Below are 23297 nucleotides of genomic sequence, written 5' to 3' on the forward strand. Positions count from 1 at the left end.
CGAGCGTTGCGGAGAATGCAACGATATTCCGAGGGGTGCCGTTGAACCGTGCGCAACGAGGCCTCCCGGTGTCGGCCAGCCTCCCGGTGCCGGTCAGTGGATGTCCGTCACCACCACGTCCAACGACCACGGCCGCCCGGCCCGCGCGGGGGCCTCGGCCTCCACCACGTACCCGAGGTCCCGCAACACCTCCACCAACTGCGCCGGGCCCTTCGGCCGCGCACCCGCCACCAGCAGGTCGCGCACCAGCCGGCCCTTGGTCGCCTTGTTGAAGTGGCTGACCACCGACCGCTTCTCCACCCCGCCCACCAGCTGGGAGTGCAGCACCCGCACGCTGGCTGTGCGCGAGGCCACCTCGCCCGCCGGCTTCCACGCCGCCGCGTACGCCGAGGACCGCAGGTCCAGGACGAGCCCGTTCCCGGCGGCCTCGGGCAGCACGGTCTCCATCGGGGCACGCCAGTGCGCGCCGAGCGCGCCGAGACCGGGCAGCTTCACCCCCATCGAGCAGCGGTACGGCGGAATCCGGTCGCCGATCCGCACCGCGCCCCACAGCCCCGAGAAGACCAGCAGCGACTTCGCCGCCCGCCGCCGCGCGTCCGCCTCCAGCGAGGCCAGGTCGAGGGCGTCGTACAGCACGCCGGTGTACAGCTCCCCGGCCGGACGGGTCCCGGCGGTGCGCAGCTCGGTGTTCTTGCCGACCTCGCCCCGCAGCCCCACGCTCAGCCCCAGCACCTCACGGGCCTTCTCCTCGTCCGCCTGGCACAGCTCGACCAGCTCGTCCAGCACCGCCGCACGGGCCGGGGCCAGCCCCGGCAGCGACAGCGACTCCGGCTTCAGCGAAGCCCCGCGCCCCGAGGCGGCCTTTCCTTCGGAGGGCGGCAACAGCACGAGCACGGCGGTTCTCCTTCGTACGTACGGCGCAAGCGCGGACCCGGTCGGCGTGCGGGCTCTCCGGGTCCTCGGCAAGGGTACGGGGACGGGGCGGCGGTCCCCGTACGGCGTGGGGTCCGCAGTGGCGGGGAGCGCCCCGGATGCCGCCCGCCCCCGCCCGGCCTACGCTCGGGCCATGCCCCGCCGCCACCTGCGTATGGCCGGTGCAGCCGACTGGTCGCTCGGTGCGCACCGCCCTGCGGGCGCTGCGCACCGAGCTCGACCTGCCCGTGCGCCGCCTCGTCGACCGGTACGCGTCCGGACTCTGCCTCGCCGCGACCGCCGGGACGGAACCACCCGCGTGGGTACGGGAGGCACTCCCCGCCCTCCCGAAGGAGATGGCCGAGGGGACACGCCGCGCGGGCACCGTGGAGCGGGCCCGCGTCGACCCGGTCGAGGCGGCGTTGCTGGAGGGGCGCGTGGGCGAGCTCTTCGACGCGTACGTCGTCGACGTCCAGGACCGCGACCCGGCCGTCGGCACGGTCCACCTCCGGGACCCGGCGGTCGTCGGCCGGATCGAGGGCGGCACGGACCCGCTGCCGCTGGGGGAGCGGCTGCGGGTCCGGCTCACCCGGGCGGGTCCGGCGTCGAGGACGGTGCTGTTCGCTCCGGCGTGAGGGGAGACGGTGCCGTCCGCTCCGGCGTGAGCGGGGAGGACGACGTCCGGTCCTCCGCGAGTGCCGCGCCCTTGAGTGCCGCGACCGCCGCCCGTGGGTCGTCGGCGTGGAAACGGAGCGTCCGGGCGCTCCCGCGTCGGCCGAGCGGCCGCACGAACTCCACCGGCTCCGTCAGTTCCACCGTCACCGTCGTCTGGCTCCCCACCGCCAGATCGAGCGCCCCGTCCTCGTCCACCCGGACCGGCCCCCCGTCCGGGAAGCGCCGCTCCACCCGGGCGGCGGCGATCACGGCTGCGGGCGCCCGCAGCTCGAACAGGGCGCCGTAGCGCAGCCGCAGCGAACCGTCCGCCTCCACGAGATGCGGCCGGGTCACACACGCCGCGTGCAGGGCGAGGACGATGACGATCCCGTACACGTCCACCACGAGCAGGATCGCGTGCACCAGCGGCCAGGGGATCACCAGCGCCAGCACCACGGTCTCCACGACGGAGACGAAGAGGAACGCGTACATGGTCCCGGTCTGCGGTTCGCTGTACGAGAACGGCCGGGCCCCCGCCGGAACGCGGTGGCGGCGGCGCAGGACCCACAGCCCGAGACAGTGCAACGCCCGGAACTCGTGCACCACCAGCCGCCGCACGGCCACCGGCACCACGGCCCGCACCGCGGACCGTCCGGCCTCCCCGCGCGTCTCCCCGGCCCGCCGCCGCGCCGTGTACAGCGGCCACATCACGTACGCCTCCAGCGCGAGCACGCCCGCGACCAGCGCCTCGGCCACCAGCAGAACGGCACCGGGAATCCGGGCCCCGGCCACCAGGCAGACCGCCAGCGCGACCTCCCCGGGCAGCACCGCCCACATCGCGACCCGCGCCACCCGCAGGCCCACCGCCCTCCCGGTACTCATGTGTTCCTCCCCCGCACCCGCTCGGCCAGCGCCTCCATCACCCGGCGCACCACGGCGCGCTGCGCGGGCGGGTAGTCGTCGAGCAGCACCCGCCCGAGCCCCGTCGCCGACGGCTCGCCCTCCGGGATCACCGCCAGCACCTCGTCCGGTACGGCGGCGGCCAGCTCGGCCGCCAGCGGCGCGATGCGCGGGTCGTCCACCCCGGCCCCGGCCAGCTCGTCGAGCCGCTCGTACAGCGCGAGCAAGCCCGGGTCCTCGGCCAGCGGCCGCAGCGCGGCGAACACCTCGGCCCCCACGCCGTCGCCCGCCGCGTCCAGCAACGACAGATGCTCCCGGTCCTTCGCCGCGGCCGGGGACGTGGTGGCCGGCGCGTGCTCCAACAGCGCGGCGAGGGCGGGGGAGAGCGGTCCGTCCGAGGTGAGCGGCGCCTTCAGGAGTGCGGCCAGGACCTGCCGCCGCTCGTGGATCTCCCGCTCCTGCCGCGCCAGATCGGCGTCCAGCTCCCCGAGCACCTCGGCCAGCTCCCGCCCCGCGTCGTCGGCGAGCACGTCCCGCACCTCGTCCAGGGAGAGCCCGATCTCCGTCAGCCGCCTGATCCTGGCCAGCAGCACGGCATCGCGGACGGTGTACGCCCGATAGCCGTTGGCCTGCCGGGCGGGCTCGGGCAGGAGGCCTACGTGGTGGTAGTGCCGGACGGCCCGGGACGTGACTCCCACGAGCGCGGCGATCTCTCCGATACGCATGCGGCCAGTAGAAACGTTGACGCCGCGACAAGGTCAAGCACCATTCTCCTTCCGCCGCTTCCGTCCGCGCCGCGCCTGCCTGTGCCACGATCGGGGGAAGAACTCCGATCTCATGGACGGCTGGTCCCCCCGATGCCCCAGTCTGGCGAGCGACCGAGGAAGGAGCGTGACATGACTGCTATGGCGCACGAGCCGCTCACGCGGGCAGAAGTCCTTCCGGAGGGCTTCCTGGCCCTGGACACGCCGGAAGGCTTCCGGGCGGAACTGATCGAGGGGGAGATCGTTGCGGCGCCGCCGCCGGACGGGGATCACGAGGACTACATCAACGTGGTCCTGAAGCAGGTGCTGAGGGAGTCGCGCACCGACATGGACTACTCCGGGAACAAGGGGCTGAAGCTGAGAAGCGGGGGCGCCTGCCCGAAGGACCACGCGATTCCCGACGGCACGTTCGCCCCCGCAGGACTCCGCCTCTTCCGCGGGGCCGATCCCTGGATGTGATGCCCTGTGAGGGCGTAGCCCTGGTGGTCGAGGTGACCTCCACCAGGCCGCAGGCCGACCGCGAGGCCAAGCGCCGCTGCTATGCCCGTGGCGGCATCCCGCTCCATCTGCTCATCGACCGGGACGACAGTTCGGTGACGCTGTTCAGCGATCCGGAGAGCGACGACTACCGTCAGCTCCTCACGATCCCGTACGGGAAACCGCTGCCGCTGCCCGAGCCCTTCGCCTTTGATCTGGAGACCGGCGACTTCGGCTGAGGGAGACCGGCAGGGCCCCCGGTCCGCAGGGCCCGGTAGGATGGCGATCACGGCAGACGAGCCGGGCGGACGGCCGCGTGAGGATCCTTCGGGGTTCTCCCGAGGAACGTCCGGGCTCCACAGGGCAGGGTGGTGGCTAACGGCCACCCGGGGTGACCCGCGGGACAGTGCCACAGAAAACAGACCGCCCGGGACTTCGGTCCCGGGTAAGGGTGAAACGGTGGTGTAAGAGACCACCAGCGCCTGAGGTGACTCAGGCGGCTAGGTAAACCCCACCCGGAGCAAGGTCAAGAGGGGGCGCCCCAGAAATGGGACGGCTCTGCGTGAACGTTCGAGGGCTGCTCGCCCGAGTTCACGGGTAGACCGCACGAGGCCGGCAGCAATGCCGGCCCTAGATGGATGGCCGTCTCCCCGGCCGCCGCGAGGCGACCGGGAGACAGAACCCGGCGTACAGCCCGACTCGTCTGCCGCTTCACCCGGCCCCGGCCGCCGCGCACCCCGGCACGTTTGCGGAGGCCGCGCGTTATTCCACCTGCGCGGAAGGCTCCCGGCGTGTTCTGATCACCGCTGACCGGGCGCCGGCCGGAACCGTCCGGCGCCGAGCCGACGGAAGCGGGGCAGCAGGGCGATGAGCGCTACAGGGAACACCGGAGCCGCGCGGCCGGACCAGCAGGGCGTACGGCTGCGCCCGGCCACGCCCAAGGACGCCGAAGCCGTCACCCGGCTCTTCCTGGCCTCCCGGGCCGCCGCCATGCCGTATCTGCCCCGGGTCCACAGCGACGAGGACACCCTCGCGTGGATCGCCCATGTCGTGCTGCCCACCAGCACCGCGGTGTGGGTGGCCGAGGAGGCGGGGGAGAGCGGGGAGCTGCTCGGGTTCGCCGTGCTCGCCGGGGACGACGAGCTGGACCACCTCTACCTGCGGCCCGACGCGTTGCGGCGCGGGATCGGGAGCAGGCTGCTGGCGGAGGTGCGCGGCGCGGCGGAGGGGGCCCTGAAGCTGTACGTGTTCCAGCGCAACGCCGCCGCCCGCGCCTTCTACGAGCGGCACGGCTTCACCGCCGTCGCGTTCGACGACGGCGCCCGCAACGAGGAGAACGAGCCGGACGTGCTCTACCGATCGGCCGTCTGAGGACCGCCGGGCCCCCGGGTACCGCTGAGGGCGCGGGCGGTGGGTCAGATGACCGGCGGCCGGCCCAGGCGGGTCATCTGCCACACCGTGGACCAGCGCATCGGGCGCCGCTCCCCGCACGGGGTCCGGACGCCCTCGGCGAAGCCGCCCGCCCAGGCGCGCAGGCCCTTCGGGTCGCGGGTGCGGGCGAGGGTGAGCAGGGTCCAGGTGCCGAGGTAGGCGGGGACCAGGGGGAGGGGCAGGTTGCGGCGGGCCAGCCAGACGCGGTTGCGGGCCGTCATCCGGTAGTAGACCGCGTGCCGGGCCGGGGAGGTCTTCGGGTGCTGAAGCAGCAGTTCGGGCTCGTACAGCACCTTCCAGCCCGCGTCGAGCGCACGCCAGGCGAGGTCCGTCTCCTCGTGGGTGAAGAAGAACTCCGCCGGCCACAGACCGGTCTCGGCCAGCATCTTCATGGAGAACGCGTGGCCGCCGCCGAGGAAGGCGGTGACCTCGCCGCCGCGCATCGGGTCGCCGGCGCGCAGCCGGGGCACGTGGCGGCGCTGTGTCTCGCCGAGCTCGTCGGCGATCCGGAAGCCGACGATGCCGAGCCGGTCGTCGGCGGCGAAGTGGTCCCGTACCCGGCGGAAGACGTCCTTGTCGACCAGCAGCCCGTCGTCGTCCAGCTCGATCACGACATCCACGTCACCGATCTCGGCGAGCCTGCGCAGCCCTTCGTTCCGGCCGCCCGGGCAGCCGAGGTTCTCCGGCAGCTCGATGGCGGTCACCCCGCCGTCGAGGTCCTCCAGGCCGGGGAACGCGGTGAAGTCCGGGAGCGCCGTCCCGTTGCCGATGATCACGAGCCGGGTGGGCCGGACGTCCTGCATGGCGACCGACGCCAGCAGCGCCTCGACCGCCTGCGGGCGGTCCCCCATGGTCACGATGGATACGCCGATGCGTGGTGCGGACAAGTTCGGTACTCCTGGGCTCGGCTGCCGTGCGGCTGCTGGTCGGCTGCGGTGCCCGCGATCGTAACGCCTCGGTGTTCAGTGTGCGGTTACCGCCCGGCCATCCACGGACCCGTCGGTGTTAAGCAAGGCGTACACGGTCATGTCCCGCCGCCGGTCGCCCACCTGCTGCCAGCCGCGCAGCAGCCCCTCCCGCCGGAAGCCGACGTCCTCGGCGATCCGGGCGGAGGCGGTGTTCCACGGCTCGATGAAGAGCTGGAGGCGCTGGACCCCGAGGTCGCGCAGGGCCCACCCCGTCACCGTACGCAGTGCGGCGCGGGCGACGCCCTGGCCGCGGGCCGGTGCGGTGAGCCAGTAGCCGAGCGAGGCGCGGCCCTCGGGCAGGTCGCGGAGCCAGAGCCCGATCGCGCCGACCGGGCGCCGGTCCCGGGAGCGGACGATGGCGAACGGGTATCCGGCGCCGGTGGCCGCGCGCTCCCACTGCCCGCGGACGAACGCCTCGGCGGCCGCGTCCGAGTAGCGGGACGGGATCGTGGTGATGAGCGGGATGTACGGGTCGAGCGAGGCCTCGCGGACCAGCGGGAGGTCGCTCATCTCCCAGGGGCGCAGGACGAAGTCCGGTCCCGCGGACATGCTCGGAACGGTCAGCGGCTCGGGCTCGGGCATGTCCGTATCCTCCCGCTGTCGATGCTGTTCCGCCCCCCGGGGCGGGTTTCGCTCCGCTCACCCCTCCCTCCGCTCACCCCTCCGTCGCTGCCGCCGTCCGGTTCCTCCCGGTCAGGAAGTACCCGGCGAGCAGGGCGCCGGCCAGGACCAGGGCGGAGTTCACGAGGATGGCGGTGGAGACGCCGGACAGCACGGCTTCCGGCCCCGTCGCGGTCCCCGTCCGGGCGGTGACGATCGCGCTCATCACCGGAATGCCGAGGGTGATGCCGACCTGTTGGGTCATCGTCGCCAGTCCGGTGGCCCGTCCCTGTTCCTCATCGGGCAGGCCCGAGGTGGCCGTGACCATGAAGCCGACGATCATCAGCATGTTGCCCACACCGCCGACGAAGGTGGCCGCCAGCAGGAGCCAGATCCAGGAGCCGGACGTGCCGAGCGCGACGAGGGAGAGCGTGGCGACGGCCTGCACGACCCCGCCCAGCACGATGGCGCGCCGGTTGCCGAACCGGCCCACCGCCCGTCCGCCGAGCATCCCGCCGACGACCGTGCCGACGCCCAGCACGCCGAACGCGAGGCCCGTGGCCAGCGCGGAGTAGCCGAGGACCTCCTGGAGGTACAGGGTGAGCAGGAACACCAGCGAGGTCTCGGTGACGAAGGCGACCAGCCCGGCGGCGTTGCCCCAGACGACGCTCCGCCGCTTCAGGATGTGCATGGGGACGAGCGGTGCGGTGGCCCGCCGCTCGATCCGGACGAACGCGGTCAGCAGGGCGACGCCGGCGGCCAGGGAGGCCAGCGTGGTGGGAGCGGTCCAGCCGGTCTCGCCGGCCTGGGTCAGCCCGAGGACGAGCAGCAGCAGTCCGCCGGTGACGGTGACCGCGCCGGGCACGTCCAGCCGGGGCCGCCGCTCCGGCCGGGAGTCGGCGATCACGGACGGGGCCAGGACCACGACCAGGGCCGCGACCGGTACGTTGATGAAGAAGGCCCAGCGCCAGGAGAGCAGGTCCGTCAGGAGGCCGCCGAGGATCGCTCCGGCGGTGAACCCGGCCGACATCAGGGCGCCGTTGAGCCCCAGCGCCCGTTCACGCAGCGGTCCCTCCTTGAACGCGGTGGTCAGCAGCGCGAGTCCGGCCGGGGTGACGGCCGCGGTGGCCAGGCCCTGGAGCACGCGGGCGGTGAGGAGGACCTCGGGCGAGGTGGCGAGGCCGCCGAGCGCGGAGGAGAGGCCGAGGACGACCATGCCGCCGATGAACAGGTTCTTGCGGCCGACGAGGTCGGCGACGCGTCCGAAGAGCAGGGTGAATCCGGCGGCGGCGAGCGCGAAGGACGTGGCGATCCACTGGAGGTGGGAGAGGGAGAAGCCGAGCCCTTCCCCGACGACGGGCAGCGCCACGTTCAGGATCGAGAAGTCCACCGCGATCATGAACTGGGAGCCGAGCAGCAGTGCCAGCACGAGTTTCTGGCGTCTCGTCATGCGTGGGCCGGCTGCGCGGGGGGCGGCGGTCGGTCCGGTGGGCGTGGGTGTGAGGGTGGGGGAGGGGGCGGGTGCGGTACGGGACATGGCAGGCGCCTTCCTGAGCGCGGAACGGCTTAACGGTTCTGTGGTTCCGTTAAGATGGTGGTCACCGTAGCAGGAGGCCTGTCGTTAATGGAACTGGAGACCCGTTATGACTTCTGAAGGCTCTGAAGGCTCTGAAGGCTCTGCGGGCTCTGAGGGCGTCGTCGACGCCGACGGCGTGGAGCCCGGCACCGTGCGCCCCGGCGGTCGTACGGCCCGGGTGCGGGAGGCGGTGCTGCGCGCCGCCGGGGACGCGCTGGTCGAGCACGGCTTCGACGGGCTCGACCTGGCCGACGTCGCCCGGCGGGCCGAGGTCGGCAAGACGACCGTCTACCGGCGCTGGTCCGCGCCCGCCGGACTGGTGGCCGATCTGCTCTCGGAGATGGCGGAGCAGTCGCTGCCGCGCGCGGACACCGGGTCGCTGGCCGAGGACCTCCGGGCCAACGCCCGCCTCGTGGTCCGCACGCTGACCGATCCCCGGCAGGGCGCTCTCTTCGCGGCCGTCATCGCCGCCGCCACCTGCGATCCGCGGACCGCCGAGGCCCTGCACCGCTTCTACGCGGTGCGGATCGGGGAGTGGTCCGGCTGTGTCGAGGCGGCGGTCGATCGCGGCGAACTGCCCGCGGGCACGGACCCGGGCGAGGTGATCGCCGCGGTGTCGGCGCCCCTGTACTACCGGCTGCTGGCCAGCGGGGCGCCGCTGGACGAGGAGGCGGCGGACCGGGCCGCCGCCGCCGCGGTCGCCGCCGCGCGGGACGGTGTGTACGCGCGGTGAGGGCGTGGGAAGCCCTTGGCGGCGACCGGCTTCGGCGACCGGCTTCGTGGTGCCCGACGGCGCGTCGATAAAGTGCTGGAATGATATTCGGTAAAGCCGGTTTCGGGGGAGCCGTCGCCGACTTCGAGGCGGCGGTGACCGCCCAGGACGCCAAGCGCTCCGGTAAGGCGTTCGTCCGGTTGCAGGAGACCTTCGGGCAGGCCAGGGAGCTGGAGCTGCTGGACGGCGGGCCGCGGCTCGCCGCCGTGCTGGAGCAGGTGCCGCCCGGCCCCCGTGCCGTCGTCGCCGTGCTCGTCGGGGCCTGCGTCGAGCGCGGTGCGGACGCCGAGCGCTGTGCGCCGGGAGTGCTGGCCGGGCTGCGGTGGGCTCTGGAGCAGGCCCTGGTGTTCTGCGAGGTGTGGGTCGCGACCGGGGGCGGCGCGTTCCCCGTTCCGGACGGCGGCGAGCCGGGCCCGGAGCCGGTGGAACGGGTGGGCTCCGACGCGGCCGTCGGCTGGTGGACCCTTCCCCAGTGGGAGACGGCCGCGGTCGCGATGCTGAACCACCCCGGCGTGCGGCGGACGGCCGCCTTCCGGGGCGAGGCGCTGCGGCTGCTCGGCGCGGTGGAGCGGGCCTCCGGCGCGGAGCTGAAGTCCCTCGCCTACGCCCTCCTCGTGCTGGACGACGAGCCGATCGTCGCCCTCCACCGCCCGAGCGGCACCGGCTACCTTCTGAGGCTCTCCGGTGTCGGGGACAACTTCCAGTTGCACACCCTGCTCGCCGACGCGCTCATAGGCGGCGGCCATGTGGAGGGCCGCGCGCCGTCGCCGCAGGAGGCGGCCGTCTGCCGGGAGACCCCCGGCCAGGTGGACACCGTGGGCTCCTTCGACCTGGTGGCCCCGGACGGCGAACTCATCTGGAACGAGGGCGCTCCCGCCGACATCCCCGTCGTCGACGGCGTCCGGCTGCTGGTCCTGGACGAGCCGTCCTACCGGCGGACCTGGCCCGCGGGCCGCTTCTTCCCCGGCATGCGCGGCGACGCCCTGCTGGAGCGCCTCCTCGACCCGGAGGAGACGGAGCGCTGGTACGCCCACGTCTCCCCGGCCAAGGACGCCACCGGCTGAACCGTCGCCTGTCCGCCGTGTCCTGGAGGGCGGTTCAGCGGATCCGGGCACCCGTCCCGCTGACCCGGATCCGGGCGTCGCCCGCGCGCAGTTCGACGGTGAGCGTGCCGGGCCGCCCCAGGTCCGCGCCCTGGTGCAGCGTCAGCACGGCCGCGTCCGGCACGAGCCCCAGCTCCCGGGCGTACGCTCCGAAGGCCGCCGCCGCCGCGCCCGTCGCCGGGTCCTCGACGACCCCGCCCACCGGGAACGGGTCCCGGACGTGGAAGGTCTCGGGCCCCTCGCGCCACACCAGTTGCAGCGTGGTCAGGTCGAGCCGGTGCATGAGCGCTTCGAGGCGCGGGAAGTCGTAGTCCAGGTCCGCCAACCGCTTCCGGGTGGCGGCGGCCAGCACCAGGTGCCGGGCCCCCGCGTAGGCGATCCGGGGCGGCAGGGACGGGTCGAGATCGGCGGCCGCCCAGTCCAGGGCCGCCAGCGCCTCCGTCAGATCGGCGGCGGCGGTCTCCTCGACGCGCGGGGCCACACTGGTGAGGGTGGCGCGGAGTTCGCCGCCCTCCCGTACGACGCTCACCGGCACCGGGCCCGCGGCCGTGGTGAACTCCAGCTCGCCCGGTCCGTCCCGTTCGGCCAGGGCGAGCGCCGTGGCGACCGTGGCGTGGCCGCAGAAGGGCACCTCGGCCTTCGGGCTGAAGTAGCGGATCGTGTAGGCGCCTTCGCCGGTCCGCTCCGTCAGGAACGCCGACTCGCTGTAGCCCAGCTCCGCCGCGACGGCGAGCATCGCCTCCTCGGCCATTCCGGAGGCGTCCAGGACGACGCCGGCGGGGTTCCCGCCGGCGGGGTCGGCGGAGAAGGCGGTGTAGCGCAGGACATCGGGCGCGGGTTCGGGTGTCATGCAGGGGTCCAACCGTGCCGCCGATCCCGCAATTCCCGCTGCGGCGCCGATGCGCTACGGCGCTGCGGCGCGCGGAAGGGCCGGTCGCGGCCCCCCGTTCCGCGACCGGCCCTCCCGGGGCGGGTCAGTGGCAGTTCTTGACGCCCTTGTTCGCCTTGGTGGACTTCTTCCAGGAGCAGGAGTCCTGGAGCTTCCCGTTCGGCTTGACCAGCCGCGCCTTGTCGCCGGTGTTGTTCCAGACGTACGAGCCCCGGTTCCAGTGCACGGTGCCCGAGACGTTCTTGCCCTTGCCGGTGCGGAGCTTGACGGTCTTGCCCGCGCCGATCGTGTAGCTGCCGAAGGTGTAGGTGTAGCCGGTGTTGTCCTTCACCTTGAAGCCCTTGAGCTGGACCTTCTTCTTGCTGTTGTTGTGGATGTTCACCCACTCGGCGTTCAGCGACTTCGTCGACCGGTTGTCCTTGCCGGGGCCGTCGTACTGCACGACCCCGAAGTGCAGTCCGCCCTGGTGGGGTGCCGCCGAGGCCGGCGCCGCCGTGGCGAGGAGCGAGCCGGCCAGTGCGGTGGCGGCGGCCAGGGCGATCGGCGCAGCGGTGCGTATGCGCATGTGGTGTTCCTTCTGTGTCGTTCTGGTGAAGGTGTAACAGCATGCGATCATACGGTCAGCACGCGCTTGCTCGGTCGCGTGCGGAGAAATCCGCAAATTCGGTCATTCAATGGCCAGTTCGAGCGAGCCCGATCACATTCGGTCTCAACCTCAACCTCGACCTGGATCTCAACCTCGTCCGACGTACGGCATGTTCGTCGCCAGGACCGTGGCGAACTGGACGTTCGCCTCCAGCGGCAGCTCCGCCATGTGCACCACCGTCCGCGCCACGTCGGCCGCCGCCATCACCGGCTCCGCCGCCAGCTCCCCGTTGGCCTGGAGGATCCCGGTCGACATCCGCTCGGTCATCTCCGTCGCCGCGTTGCCGATGTCGATCTGCCCGCAGGCGATCCGGTAGGGGCGGCCGTCCAGCGACAGCGACTTCGTCAGCCCGGTCATCGCGTGCTTCGTCGCGGTGTACGCGATCGAGTGCGGGCGCGGCGCGTGGGCGGAGATCGAGCCGTTGTTGATGATCCGGCCGCCCTGCGGGTCCTGCTCCTTCATCAGCCGGTACGCCGCCTGCGCGCACAGGAACGCGCCCGTCAGGTTCACGTCGACGACCGCCCGCCAGTCCTCGACGGCCAGGTCCTCCAGCGGCACGCCGCCGGGGCCGAACGTGCCCGCGTTGTTGAACAGGAGGTCCAGTCGGCCGAACCGCTCCCGTACGGCGGTGAAGAGCGCGCCGACCTCGTCGGCGTCGGCCACGTCCGTGGTGACGCACAGCGCCTCGGTGTCCCCGGCGGCGGCCGCCGTCTCCGCCAGCGGCTCGGCCCGCCGCCCGGCGAGCGCGAGCGACCAGCCCGCGCTCGCGAGGGCGAGCGCGACCGCCCGCCCGATCCCTGATCCCGCACCCGTGACGACGGCGACTTTCCGACCGGTCTGCTCAGTGTTCATGGCCCGGCAGCGTACGGGACGGATCGGTGCACGGGGCACGCGGTGCTCATCGACCCGCCATGCGGATGTTGTGCACGCGACAACGGTGCGTCGTCACGTGCGGCTGCCATGAAGCCCGACAGCATCCGGGCTGAGGAGGGGCATATGACAGCCGCACAGACCATCATGACGCCCGATCAGAACACGCGGGCCACCGAGCTCCGCGCCGCCGCACGGCTGCTCGAACCGGGCGTCGGGCGCAGACGCTTCCTGACCGTCACCGGAGCCGCCGCCGCGCTCGCCTTCGCCGTGAACCTGCCCGCCGCCGGCACGGCGAGCGCCGCCGAGGTCGACGCCCGCCGGATCACCGAGGACCCGTTCACCCTCGGCGTCGCCTCCGGCGACCCGCACCCGGCGTCCGTCCTCATCTGGACCCGGCTCGCGCCCCGCCCCTACGAGCCGGGCGGCGGACTGCCGCGCGGCCGGGTCGAGGTGCGCTGGGAGGTGGCCCGCGACGAGCGCTTCCGGCGCGTCGAGCGGCGCGGATCGGTCACCGCCCACCCCGAGTTCGCCCACAGCGTCCGCGCCGAGGTCCAGGGCCTCGACTCCGGACGGGTCTACTACTACCGCTTCCGCACCGGCAGCTGGAACAGCCCGGTCGGCCGCACCCGCACCGCCCCGGCCCCCGGAGCCCGCAACAGCTCCCTGACCCTGGCCGCCGTCTCCTGCCAGGCGTACCACGACGGCTACTTCACCGCCCACCGCCACCTCGCCGCCGAGGACGTCGACGTCGTCCTCCACCTCGGCGACTACCTCTACGAGTACGCCGTCACCGCCACCGGCGGGGCCCGCGGCTACACCGACCGCAGACTCCCCGCGCACTTCAACCGCGAGACGGTCACCCTGGAGGACTACCGGCTGCGCTACGCCCTCTACAAGTCCGACCCGGACCTGCGCGCCGCCCACGCCGCCCACCCCTTCGTCGTCACCTGGGACGACCACGAGACCGAGAACAACTACGCGGGCGGCACTCCCGAGAACGACGTCCCGCCCGAGGAGTTCCTGCTGCGCCGGGCCGCCGCGTACCGCGCGTACTGGGAGAACCAGCCGCTGCGCACCCCGCAGCGCCCCACCGGGCCCGACATGCGGCTCTACCGGCGCCTGAAGTTCGGGCGGCTCGCCCAGTTCGACATCCTCGACACCCGCCAGTACCGCAGCGACCAGGCGTACGGCGACGGCTGGCGCACCCCGGGACCCGAGTCCGAGGATCCCGCGCGCACCATGACCGGGGCTGCCCAGGAAAGCTGGCTGACCGACGGCTGGCGGGCCTCGAACGCCACCTGGAACGTCGTCCCGCAGCAGGTGACCTTCGCGCAGCGGCGCGATGTGCCCACCGACGCCTTCAAGCTGTCCATGGACTCCTGGGACGGCTACCCCGCCTCCCGGCAGCGGGTGCTGGCCGGGGCCGAGGCCGCCGGAGTGGAGAACCTCATGGTCCTCACCGGCGACGTCCACGTCTCCTACGCCTTCGACCTGAAGAAGGACTTCGACGACCCCGCCTCGCGGACCGTCGGCACGGAGATCGTCACCACGTCCGTCAGCAGCGGCAAGGACGGCGCGGACCGGCCCGCCAACTGGGAGAACCAGACCCGCGCCAACCCGCATCTGAAGCACTACAACGGGCGGCGCGGCTACGCGCTCGTCACCCTCGGAACGAAGGAGGCCCGCGCCGACTTCCGTACGGTGGCGGCCGTCACGACCCCCGGCGCGCCCCTCACCACGGCGGCCTCCTTCGTCACCGAGGCCGGGAACCCGGGGCTCACCCCCGCGTAAAGGCGTACGCCCGCGCAGCCGGGCTCAGCGGTCCGCCGGGTAGCGGACGCCGACGCGGTCCCGTACCGCGTCGAGCGTCCGCATCACCGCCAGCGAACCCTCCAGCGGGACGAGCGGGGACTCGGTCTCGCCGGCCCGCACCGCCCGCGCCACCTCGACGGCCTCGTACTGCATGCCCGAGAGCCCGCGCGGCCCCGGCCCCGAGGTGATCGTCTCCGGCTCCGCGCCCGCCCGCCGCAGGACGAAGTGGTCCGGGTGGAAGAAGTCGCGCGGGACGTCGATCCGCCCGGCCGTGCCGATGACGGTGGCCGCCGTCGGATGGTGGCCGACGATCGAGCACGAGAGCAGCGCGTTCGCGCCGGAGTCCCAGCCGAGCAGCATCCCCGTGTTCAGGTCGACGCCCTCCGGGGACAGCAGCGCGTCGGCCGCCACCCGGTCCGGCTCGCCCAGCAGCAGGTGGGCGAAGGAGACCGGGTAGACGCCGAGGTCCAGCAGCGCCCCGCCGCCCAGCTCCGGATCGCGCAGCCGGTGCCCGGGAGCGAAGTCGCCCGCGAAGCCGAAATCCGCCTGTACGGTACGGATCTCGCCGATCGCCCCGTCCCGGACCAGCTCGGTCAGCCGGCGGACCACCGGATTGAGATAGGTCCACATGGCCTCCATCAGGAAGAGGCCGCGGTCCCGGGCCAGCGCCACCAGCTCCTCCGCCTCCCGGCTGTTCAGCGTGAACGCCTTCTCGCACAGCACGTGCTTTCCGGCCCGCAGCGCCAGCCCGGCCGCCGCGTGGTGCGCCGAGTGCGGGGTGGCCACGTACACCACGTCCACCTCGTCGTCGGCGACCAGCTCCGCCCAGCTGCCGTAGGCCCGCCCGATCCCGTGCCGCTCGGCGAACTCCCGCGCCGAGGCCTCCGTGCGCGAGGCCACCGCCACCACCTCGGCGTCGGGGAGCGCCCGCACGTCCGCCGTGAACCGCGCGGCTATGCCGCCCGTCGCCAGAACACCCCAGCGCACCGTCCCACCCATGCCCGCCACCCCAGTCCGCCCGAAAAAGGTATCGACCACTCCGGCCGAGCTGAGAGCATAGATGCGGATTCAACGATGTGGAGAAGAGAATGCCGGACAGCGGCGGCAGCCGGGCCCAGCGGGCACACATACCCACCACCTCGACCGGGACCGGGGCCGACGACCGACAGATCCCGCACGGGGACGCGGGCGCCCTCGCCGTCGACCCGGCAGCCCCGCAGGTCACCGCCCCCGCCGGCCTCCCCGGTCCGGCGGCGAAGACCGCCCGGCGCACCGGCTTCCTGGTCACCATGGTCCTCGGCGGACTCACCGCACTGCCGCCGCTGTCCATGGACATGTACCTCCCGGCGCTCCCCGCGGTCACCGACTCCCTGAGCGCCCCCGCCGCCACCATCCAGCTCACCCTGACCGCCTGCCTGGCCGGAATGGCCCTCGGCCAGCTCGTCGTCGGACCCATGAGCGACCGCTGGGGCCGCCGGAAGCCGCTGCTCCTCGGCATGGTCGTCTACGTCCTCGCCACCGCCATCTGCGCCCTGGCCCCCACCGCCGAACTCCTCATCGGCTTCCGCCTCCTCCAGGGGCTCGCGGGCGCGGCCGGCATCGTCATCGCGCGGGCCGTGGTGCGCGACCTCTACGACGGCGTGGAGATGGCCCGGTTCTTCTCGACCCTGATGCTGATCTCCGGCGTCGCCCCGGTGATCGCCCCGGTGATCGGCGGGCAGGTCCTGCGGATCACCGACTGGCGGGGCATCTTCGTCGTGCTGACCGCCGTCGGCATCGTGCTCACCCTGGTCGTCTGGAAGTGGCTGCACGAGACGCTGCCGCCCGCAGACCGCCACACCGGCGGGGTCGCCGACGCGCTGCGCACCATGCGCGGGCTGCTCGCCGACCGGGTCTTCACCGGCTACATGGTCGCGGGCGGACTCGCCTTCGCCGTCCTGTTCGCGTACATCGCCGCCTCCCCGTTCGTCGTTCAGGAGATCTACGGTGCCTCGCCCCAGACCTTCAGCCTCCTCTTCGGGATCAACTCGATCGGCCTGATCACCGTCGGGCAGATCAACGGCAAACTGCTCGTCGGCCGGATCAGCCTCGACAAGGTGCTCGGCTTCGGCCTCGCGGTGATCGTGCTGGCCGCCGTCGCGCTGCTGCTCATGACGGCCGGCGTCTTCGGCGAGGTCGGCCTCCTGCCGGTCGCCGCCGGGCTCTTCGTGCTGATGTCGGCGATGGGGCTCGCGATGCCGAACACCAACGCCCAGGCTCTGATGCGCACCAAGCACGCGGCGGGCTCCGCCTCCGCGCTGCTCGGCACGTCCTCGTTCCTCATCGGCGCCGTCGCCTCCCCGCTGGTCGGCATCGCGGGGGAGGACACGGCCGTCCCGATGGCCGTGGTCCAGGTGGTGTGCGCGGTGGCGGCGGTGGCCTGCTTCCTGCTCCTGTGCCGCCCCTGGCAGCGGGCGGGCCGCGAGGCCGGCGGCCTCTGAGCCGCCGCTGCCCGCCGGGGACCCGGTGCCTCCCGGAGCCCCGGCGCCCGCCGCGGACTCAGCCGGTCCGCGGGTAGCCGATCAGATGCGTGCGGTCCTGCCGGTCGGTCCAGCGGAACACCCCGACCCCGGTCGTCTCCGTGCCCGGCAGCCGCGCGTTGCGCGACAGCCGCTCGGTGCTCCAGGTGGCGAAGTCCATCGAGACCGGGAGCCCGCCGCCGGACAGCGCCTCCGAGGCGTCGCGCGCGTTCTCGGCCCCGTACGCGATGCCGTCGTCCGTCACCGTGGCCAGCGTCAGATGGGCGGCGCCGCCCTCGTCCTCGAAGCAGCGGCCCTGTTTCGCCTCCAGATCGAAGGCCAGGTTCCCGGCGATCAGATAGTCGCCCGAGGGGGAGAGGACCGCCTGCGGGAAACGCCCCGGCTTTATGGCGGGCTTGTGGCACTCCACCGAGGTGAGGACCTCACCGGTCGCCGCGTCGTGCACCGCCCACAGCTCGTGGGTCGCCGCCCGCTTGGTCTTCTTCGCGGGCGCCCACTTCGCCAGCACCTGGTCCGGGGTCGTCGACGTCACCACACCGCTGCCCCTGTCGGCACCCTTGGGCGCGACGTTCCTGCTGAACCAGCCGCCGCGCACCCAGAACTCCCGTGCTCCGCCCAGCAGCAGGCCCTCGGAGGTCTGACCGTGCACCTCGGTGAGCTGCTTGCAGGCCGTGCAGCCCTTGGGGTACTTCAGCTTGTCCGCGCTCAGTTCGGACACCTCGCCGGTGACCGGGTCGATCAGGGTGCTGTTCGCCTTCCCGTCACTGATCACGATGTCCGGTCCGGTCGTATGGACGTTCGGGGCCCCCGACCAGGGCACCTCGACGCGCTGCCGGTTCCCGTTCGTGACGTCGTACAGATCGAGCGCGAGGAAGGTGTTCGCCGGCGACAGCCCGTCGCCGACCTTTCCGTAGGACCAGGTCACGAAGAACTGCCGGTCGCCCTTGGCCACCGTGGCGAGCTTCGGGTAGTGCAGCGGATCCGGCAGCCGCCAGGCCTTGCCCCGCCAGCCCAGCTCGCCGGTGGCCGTGTCCACGGTGCGCACGCGGTAGCGGTTGTCCTTCGACCGCTCCAGATAGGCCAGCAGGCCCGTCGCGTGGGAGACGGCGACATCGGGGGAGGAGCCGATGATCTCCCAGCCCCGGTCCGTCGTGTACTGCGGCGGAACGGTCAGCCGGGTCACCGGCCCGGCGCTCGGCAGCACCGGCTTCGCCGTCCCGGTGGCCGCGCCGCTCTTCCGGTCGTCCTCGTCGGGGCTGCCGCCACAGGTGGCCAGCAGCAGGAGCAGGGCGAGAAAGACCACCCCGCCGACGAGCGTCAGCCGCACGATCTTCTGCCTCATGGCTCCCCTGCTGGACCATCTTGATCTGGTGCCGTCCACGCGCGGGCCAGCGTAGCAACAGGCCCACACCGGTGTGGAGTTCGCTGGATTCCCGTTCCGTACCGGTTACGTGAAGTCTTGGTGCGGACCCGGCACGGCCCCGTGGAACCCGCGCACGTCTCTCCGTACCCTCCTGGCCCCCGGCGAAGCGGAATGCGCCCGCCGGGTCGCCTCCGCCCTACAATTCGGCGGTGAACGTCACCCTCCCCACCGCACAGTCCCTGCGCGCGGCGCTGGCCGGACTGCTCGACGGACTGCCGCCCAAGCAGGCCGCGCAGGCCGTCGACCGGCTGATCGCCAGCTACCGGGGGGAGACCCCGACGGACGCCCCGATCCTGCGGGACCGCTCCGATGTCGCCGCGTACGCCGCGTACCGGATGCCCGCCACCTACGAAGCCGTACGGTCCGCCCTCGACGCCCTGGCCGGGGCCGCGCCCGGCTGGACGCCCGCCACCCACACCGACGTCGGCGGCGGCACGGGAGCGGCGGGCTGGGCGGTGGCCGGGGTCTGGGAAGGCCCGGCCACGACCGTCCTGGACTGGGCCGAACCCGCCCTCGCGCTCGGCCGTGAACTGGCCGAGGCGTCCGGCGTCCCGGGGCTCCGCGACGCCCGCTGGGAGAAGGCCCGGATCGGGGCGGCGCTGGAGCTGGCCCCGGTGGACCTGATCACCGTCAGCTATGTGCTCAAGGAGTTGACGGCAGGGGCCAGGACCGAACTGGTCGACGCGGTGGCGACGGCCGGGCAGGCGGTGGTGATCGTGGAGCCCGGCACTCCGGACGGCTACGCCCGGATCATCGAGGCCCGCGACCGGCTGATCGCCGCCGGGCTGAGCGTCGCGGCCCCCTGCCCGCACAGCGAGGCCTGCCCGATCACCCCCGGGGCCGACTGGTGCCACTTCTCGGCCCGGGTCAGCCGCTCCTCGCTGCACCGGCAGGTCAAGGGCGGCTCCCTGAGCCACGAGGACGAGAAGTTCGCCTACGTCGTCGCCACCCGCTTCCCCACCGCCCCGGCGCCCGCCCGGATCACCCGCAGGCCGCAGATCCGCAAGGGCCAGGTGCTGCTGGAGCTGTGCACCCGCGACGACGGACTGGCCCGCTCCACGGTCACCAAGCGTCACGGCGAGCTGTACCGGGCGGCCAGGGACATCGCCTGGGGCGATCCCTGGCCGCCGGAGAGCACGGAGTGAGGAGAGGTCCTAGGGCCGCAGCTCCTGGGTGCAGCACTTCACGCTGCCGCCGCCCTTCAGCAGCTCACCCAGGTCCATCGGGACCGGCTCGAACCCCCGGTCCCGCAGCGGGTCCAGGAGACCCGTGGCCCCCTGCGGCAGCAGGACGTGGCGTCCGTCGCTGACCGAGTTGAGGCCGAACGCCGCCGCGTCCGCCTCCCGGGCGAGCAGCGCGTCCGGGAACAGTCGGCGCAGCACCGCCCGGCTGCCGGGGGAGAAGGCGTCCGGGTAGTACATGATCTCGTCGGCCGCCGCGTCCAGCACGCACAGCGCGGTGTCCAGGTGGTAGTAGCGCGGATCCACCAGATCGAGCCCGACGACCGGCACCCCGAAGAACTCCTGGGCCTCGGCGTGCGAGAGCGGGCTGGAGCGGAAGCCGCGCCCGGCCAGCAGGTAGGAGGCGGTGACGGCGAAGTCCCCCTCGCCCTCGTTGACGTGCTCCGGCTCGTGGACCTCGGTGAAGCCGTGCTCCCGGAACCAGTCCCGGTGGGCCCCGGCCTCCTCGTACCGCTCCCGGTACGCGAACAGCGCGCCGAGCACCCGGCCGCCGATCACCGTGGCTCCGTTGGCGGCGAAGACCATGTCGGGCAGGTCGGGACGGGGAGTGAGCAGCTCGACGGTGTGGCCGAGGGCGCGGTAGCGGTCGCGCAGGTCCTCCCACTGGGTCTGGGCCAGCGGCAGGTCGACGGGTTTGGACGGGTCCATCCACGGGTTGATGGAGTAGGTGACCCGGAAGTGCGCCGGGGCGCACATCAGGTAGCGACGAGGGGTGGCGTCACGGTTCAACTCGGGCTCCTCGCGAACGGCGGCCGGAGCCGCGGAACGGTGGGATGCGCACGGTCTGTGCGTGAGCCCATGGTGCGCCGTGCGCGCCGGATCCGCAGTCGATCGATCGGGTGGTTCACCGGACCGCCCGGTAACGGCCACCGCCCGGATGCCCCCTGCCCGGACGTCTCGCTGCGCCCGGAGGGCTCGCCGCCTCGGATCCGCCACCGCGGGACGACCGCGAGGCGGCCACAAGACGATACGTATCGGCTTGTTCGCGCTAGATTGGACGTATGGCACCCACCAAGGCACCCGACTCCAGTCGCCGCAGCGACCGCTCCCGCCGGGCGATCCACGACGCCGCCCTCGCCCTCGTCGGAGAGGTGGGGTACCAGCGCACGACGATCGAGGGTATCGCCGCCCGCGCCGGCGTCGGCAAGCAGACCATCTACCGCTGGTGGCCCTCCAAGGCCGCCGTGCTGATGGAGGCCTTCCTGGACCTGGCGGGCCGGGCCGCACAGGAGGCCGGACCGCAGTCCGGCGACGCCGCGCAGGGCATCCCCGACACCGGAGATCTGACCGCCGACCTCAAGCTCGTCCTGCGGGCCACCGTCGACGAGCTGAACGACCCGGCGCTGGAGGTCCCCACCCGCGCGCTGACCGCCGAGGGCATCGTCGACGCGAAACTGGGCGCCGAATTCGTCACGAAGCTGCTCGAACCGCAGCTCGCGCTGTACGTCACACGCCTGCGGGCCGCCCAGGAGGCCGGGGACCTGCGCGCCGACGCCGACCCGCGGATCGCCCTGGAGCTGCTCATCGCCCCGCTGATGCACCGCTGGCTGCTGCGGACCCTGCCGCTCACCCACACGTACGCCGACGCGATCGTCGACTACACCCTCGGCGGGCTCACCCCGCGACCCTGACCCGAGGGCCCGGCGGCAACCCCCCGAACCCACCGGCAATGGCGGGAGACGTCCGGTATGCGGTGACATCGGGCGTGATGGTGCTCACTCGGTGCGGTGGTACACGGCCCCGCTGGTGAACTCTGGCCACCCGAACCGCAGGATGGTGCGACGATGGACAGGCAACGCTGAGGTGAACTGCTGAGGTGAGGGGATAGATGGGCGCCGATTCCGGCCGTTTCCGCGGCACAGAGAGCAGGATCTCCCAGTGGCTGCGGCGACGTCCCAAATCACCGGGGGCCGAGGCCGACGAGCCGGCCCGGGTCGCGCTGCTCCTGGCGGTCGCCGACGCAGGCATGCCCATCGCCCCCGCCGCCCACCCTCTCGGATACCGATGTTCGTGCGAACGCATCGGCTGTCCCACGCCTGCCCGGCATCCCATCTCCTTCGCCTGGCAGACGCAGTCGACCACCGACCGCGCCCAGATCGAGCGCTGGGCCGGCAGTCAGCCGCTGGCCAACTTCATCACCGCGACCGGCATGATCCACGACGTGCTGGACGTGCCGCTCACCGCGGGCCGCAGCGCCCTGGAGCGCCTTCTCGACGCGGGCATCGACGTCGGCCCGGTCGCCCAGTCCGGCGAGGACCGGATGCTCTTCTTCACCGCCACCCGCGGCACCCCCGAGGACGAGGACGAGTGGTGGCCCTGCGAGCTGGACTGCCACCCCGAGACCATGGACGCCCACCCGGGCCTGCGCTGGCACTGCCGGGGCAGCTACGTCCTGCTGCCGCCCGCCCGGCTCCCCGGTGAGCTCGACGTCCGCTGGGTGCGCGGCCCCGAGCACGAGCTGCCCGACCCGCTGACCCTGCTGGAGACGCTCACCGACGCCTGTGCGCGGTATGCGGGCAGTGCCGAGCAGAGCGAGCTGGACCACGACTCGATCGCCTGGCCGCTGAGCCGCTGAGCCGGTGGTTCGGTGCGCGACCGCCCGGCCGCAGCGCCGGGCGCCGTCGGATGCCGTCGGGCCGCCCGGCGGGCGCGCCGGCCCGAGCCGCTGCCCCGCCTACTCGCCCTTCGCCGCGACCAGGCCCGGCAGCCGGTTCAGCATCCGCACCTTGCCGCCGGACCCGGACTCGGAGCCGGCCGCCCCCTGGCGCGCCGGGACGTGCACCAGCTGGCTGGAGACCCGCTCCTTGGTGAGGCTGCTGTTCACCTCGCCGGTGAGCAGCGCCTTCACGTCCGCGTTGACCTCCGGCCGCAGCCCCTTCGCCGCGGTCTGCCGCTCGAAGTGCTTGCTGCTGAAGAAGACCAGCGCCCCGCCGTCCTCGGTGCGCAGCCCGAGCGGTGCGAACGCCGCACGCGTCAGCGGCTGGTCGAGGTACTGGTAGGAGAACCCCGCCCGCCGCGTGGTGCGGCGCGTCTCGCGCCAGCCCGAGGTGGACGTGGAGGGCGCGAACACGTCAGGGCTGCCGTTCTGCAGGTAGCCGGTGTACGAGGCGCTCAGCTCCTCGGGCGCCACGGCCAGGCCGTTGTCCCCGGGCTCCACCGGGGTGGCGAACCCGTCCTCGTCCAGGGTGAACTCCGGCATCCGGGAGGACGGGACGACCGCGAGGTACGACGCCTTCCACTGCGCGTCGGGGCCCGACCGTACGAACACCACCAGCCAGCGGGTGTCCAGCTTTCCGCCGTCCTGGTCCCGGTTGGAGTCGGTGTCCGCGAGGAACCAGCGCGGCCAGCCCGCCTTCTTGGGGACGACGTACGTCGCGTCGTCCAGCACCAGCGGCTTGTGCGCCTTGTTGCCGTCGGGGTTGTACGACTGCCGGGCCTTCAGCCCGGCCTGGTTGATCGCGCCGAGCGAACCCGTCACCCGGTCCGCGTCCAGCGCCGGATCGAACGCCTTGTCCGCCGCGTTGTAGGCGTCGGTGAAGTCCTTGAGCGCCTGTGCGGCCTCCGGCTTCTTCGCCCCGGGCAGCACTTCCAGCTCCCCGTGCACCGTCACACAGCCGCTCGCCGTCACGCACAGCACCGTCGCCGTCGCGAGCCCCGCCGTCAGCCGGCCCAGCCCAGGGTGTCTCGTCATCCGTTGCTTCTGCGCCTTCTGAATCCGTCGCCCGCACTGACCGTCG

General features: G+C 73.0%; 20 protein-coding genes, 1 other RNA gene and 3 pseudogenes. 11 read left to right on the forward strand and 13 right to left on the reverse strand.

Annotation, left to right across the window (positions count from 1 at the left end; all coding sequences use genetic code 11):
- Window positions 1-93 precede the first annotated feature (93 nt).
- The gene (yaaA, locus tag ACIRJT_RS07200) at window positions 94-894 is read right to left on the reverse strand and encodes a peroxide stress protein YaaA (RefSeq protein WP_403905684.1); all 801 of its coding nucleotides are present in this window, start codon (window positions 892-894) and stop codon (window positions 94-96) included.
- 263 nt (window positions 895-1157) lie between these two features.
- On the opposite strand from yaaA, the pseudogene ACIRJT_RS07205 reads away from it, so the two are divergent.
- Window positions 1158-1547 (forward strand): annotated as a pseudogene (locus ACIRJT_RS07205) (RNB domain-containing ribonuclease); the annotation flags it as partial.
- Here the strand turns inward: ACIRJT_RS07205 and ACIRJT_RS07210 are convergent.
- Together ACIRJT_RS07210 and ACIRJT_RS07215 are read right to left on the reverse strand one after the other, a co-directional pair.
- Window positions 1498-2448, reverse strand: a complete 951-nt coding sequence (locus tag ACIRJT_RS07210) for a hypothetical protein (protein ID WP_403905686.1) — start codon at window positions 2446-2448, stop codon at window positions 1498-1500. The pseudogene ACIRJT_RS07205 and the gene ACIRJT_RS07210 overlap by 50 nt on opposite strands.
- The gene (locus ACIRJT_RS07215; RefSeq protein WP_403905688.1) at window positions 2445-3191 is read right to left on the reverse strand and encodes a MerR family transcriptional regulator; all 747 of its coding nucleotides are present in this window, start codon (window positions 3189-3191) and stop codon (window positions 2445-2447) included. The genes ACIRJT_RS07210 and ACIRJT_RS07215 overlap by 4 nt, the downstream gene beginning before the upstream one ends.
- Window positions 3192-3371: 180 nt before the next feature.
- On the opposite strand from ACIRJT_RS07215, the pseudogene ACIRJT_RS07220 reads away from it, so the two are divergent.
- The 3 genes and pseudogenes from ACIRJT_RS07220 (at window position 3372) to ACIRJT_RS07230 (ending at window position 5078) form a co-directional block, all read left to right on the forward strand.
- Window positions 3372-3946: pseudogene (locus ACIRJT_RS07220) on the forward strand (Uma2 family endonuclease).
- 57 nt (window positions 3947-4003) lie between these two features.
- Window positions 4004-4413: RNase P RNA component class A (gene rnpB, locus ACIRJT_RS07225), an RNA gene on the forward strand.
- A gap of 161 nt (window positions 4414-4574) precedes the next feature.
- Window positions 4575-5078, forward strand: a complete 504-nt coding sequence (locus ACIRJT_RS07230) for a GNAT family N-acetyltransferase (RefSeq protein WP_403905690.1) — start codon at window positions 4575-4577, stop codon at window positions 5076-5078.
- A 44-nt stretch (window positions 5079-5122) separates the two neighbouring features.
- Here ACIRJT_RS07230 and ACIRJT_RS07235 read toward each other — a convergent pair whose 3' ends face one another.
- The 3 genes from ACIRJT_RS07235 to ACIRJT_RS07245 all read right to left on the reverse strand — a co-directional run bounded on the left by ACIRJT_RS07235 (window position 5123) and on the right by ACIRJT_RS07245 (window position 8156).
- Window positions 5123-6025: a glycosyltransferase family 2 protein gene (locus tag ACIRJT_RS07235; RefSeq protein WP_403905692.1), complete on the reverse strand. Its 903-nt coding sequence runs from the start codon at window positions 6023-6025 to the stop codon at window positions 5123-5125.
- A gap of 75 nt (window positions 6026-6100) precedes the next feature.
- On the reverse strand, window positions 6101-6688 hold the full coding sequence (locus ACIRJT_RS07240) for a GNAT family N-acetyltransferase (protein ID WP_403905695.1): 588 nt from the start codon (window positions 6686-6688) through the stop codon (window positions 6101-6103).
- Window positions 6689-6761: 73 nt separating this feature from the next.
- Window positions 6762-8156 carry an MFS transporter gene (locus ACIRJT_RS07245; RefSeq protein ID WP_403905698.1) on the reverse strand — a complete coding sequence of 465 codons (1395 nt, stop codon included), beginning with the start codon at window positions 8154-8156 and terminating at the stop codon, window positions 6762-6764.
- 193 nt (window positions 8157-8349) lie between these two features.
- Here ACIRJT_RS07245 and ACIRJT_RS07250 point away from each other — a divergent pair, with 193 nt between their 5' ends.
- Entirely contained in the window at window positions 8350-9015 is a 666-nt protein-coding gene (locus ACIRJT_RS07250) for a TetR/AcrR family transcriptional regulator (RefSeq protein WP_403905701.1), read from the forward strand.
- 80 nt (window positions 9016-9095) lie between these two features.
- Window positions 9096-10118, forward strand: coding sequence for a hypothetical protein (locus tag ACIRJT_RS07255; protein ID WP_403905704.1), 1023 nt, complete (start codon window positions 9096-9098; stop codon window positions 10116-10118).
- 34 nt (window positions 10119-10152) lie between these two features.
- Here ACIRJT_RS07255 and ACIRJT_RS07260 read toward each other — a convergent pair whose 3' ends face one another.
- The 3 genes from ACIRJT_RS07260 to ACIRJT_RS07270 form a co-directional block, all read right to left on the reverse strand.
- Entirely contained in the window at window positions 10153-11007 is an 855-nt protein-coding gene (locus tag ACIRJT_RS07260; RefSeq protein ID WP_403905707.1) for a PhzF family phenazine biosynthesis protein, read from the reverse strand.
- Window positions 11008-11131: 124 nt separating this feature from the next.
- Complete coding sequence (locus tag ACIRJT_RS07265) at window positions 11132-11611, reverse strand: lamin tail domain-containing protein (RefSeq protein WP_403905710.1); 480 nt, start codon at window positions 11609-11611, stop codon at window positions 11132-11134.
- 168 nt (window positions 11612-11779) lie between these two features.
- A complete protein-coding gene (locus tag ACIRJT_RS07270; protein ID WP_403905712.1) occupies window positions 11780-12544 on the reverse strand; it encodes an SDR family oxidoreductase in 765 nt (254 codons plus the stop codon).
- Between the two features lie 144 nt (window positions 12545-12688).
- Here ACIRJT_RS07270 and ACIRJT_RS07275 point away from each other — a divergent pair, with 144 nt between their 5' ends.
- The gene (locus ACIRJT_RS07275) at window positions 12689-14356 is read left to right on the forward strand and encodes an alkaline phosphatase D family protein (RefSeq protein WP_403905714.1); all 1668 of its coding nucleotides are present in this window, start codon (window positions 12689-12691) and stop codon (window positions 14354-14356) included.
- A gap of 24 nt (window positions 14357-14380) precedes the next feature.
- Here the strand turns inward: ACIRJT_RS07275 and ACIRJT_RS07280 are convergent, their stop codons facing one another.
- Window positions 14381-15376, reverse strand: coding sequence for a Gfo/Idh/MocA family protein (locus ACIRJT_RS07280; protein WP_403905716.1), 996 nt, complete (start codon window positions 15374-15376; stop codon window positions 14381-14383).
- 89 nt (window positions 15377-15465) lie between these two features.
- Between ACIRJT_RS07280 and ACIRJT_RS07285 the strand changes: the two genes are divergently transcribed.
- Window positions 15466-16857, forward strand: coding sequence for a multidrug effflux MFS transporter (locus ACIRJT_RS07285; RefSeq protein WP_403905718.1), 1392 nt, complete (start codon window positions 15466-15468; stop codon window positions 16855-16857).
- Between the two features lie 58 nt (window positions 16858-16915).
- Here the strand turns inward: ACIRJT_RS07285 and ACIRJT_RS07290 are convergent, their stop codons facing one another.
- A complete protein-coding gene (locus ACIRJT_RS07290) occupies window positions 16916-18238 on the reverse strand; it encodes a hypothetical protein (protein WP_403905720.1) in 1323 nt (440 codons plus the stop codon).
- 230 nt (window positions 18239-18468) lie between these two features.
- On the opposite strand from ACIRJT_RS07290, the gene ACIRJT_RS07295 reads away from it, so the two are divergent.
- Window positions 18469-19464, forward strand: a complete 996-nt coding sequence (locus ACIRJT_RS07295) for a small ribosomal subunit Rsm22 family protein (RefSeq protein WP_403905722.1) — start codon at window positions 18469-18471, stop codon at window positions 19462-19464.
- A gap of 9 nt (window positions 19465-19473) precedes the next feature.
- Here the strand turns inward: ACIRJT_RS07295 and ddaH are convergent.
- Window positions 19474-20310: pseudogene (gene ddaH / locus ACIRJT_RS07300) on the reverse strand (dimethylargininase); the annotation flags it as partial.
- 251 nt (window positions 20311-20561) lie between these two features.
- On the opposite strand from ddaH, the gene ACIRJT_RS07305 reads away from it, so the two are divergent.
- Together ACIRJT_RS07305 and ACIRJT_RS07310 are read left to right on the forward strand one after the other, a co-directional pair.
- On the forward strand, window positions 20562-21191 hold the full coding sequence (locus ACIRJT_RS07305; protein ID WP_403905724.1) for a TetR/AcrR family transcriptional regulator: 630 nt from the start codon (window positions 20562-20564) through the stop codon (window positions 21189-21191).
- 197 nt (window positions 21192-21388) lie between these two features.
- Window positions 21389-22135 carry a bifunctional DNA primase/polymerase gene (locus ACIRJT_RS07310; RefSeq protein WP_403905726.1) on the forward strand — a complete coding sequence of 249 codons (747 nt, stop codon included), beginning with the start codon at window positions 21389-21391 and terminating at the stop codon, window positions 22133-22135.
- A 99-nt stretch (window positions 22136-22234) separates the two neighbouring features.
- Here the strand turns inward: ACIRJT_RS07310 and ACIRJT_RS07315 are convergent, their stop codons facing one another.
- Window positions 22235-23251 (reverse strand): hypothetical protein, encoded by a 1017-nt coding sequence (locus ACIRJT_RS07315; RefSeq protein WP_403905729.1) that lies wholly within the window; start codon window positions 23249-23251, stop codon window positions 22235-22237.
- Window positions 23252-23297 lie beyond the last annotated feature (46 nt).

Origin of the sequence: Streptomyces sp. NPDC102283 (assembly GCF_044766265.1) — a bacterium.
Taxonomy (GTDB): Bacteria; Actinomycetota; Actinomycetes; order Streptomycetales; family Streptomycetaceae; genus Streptomyces.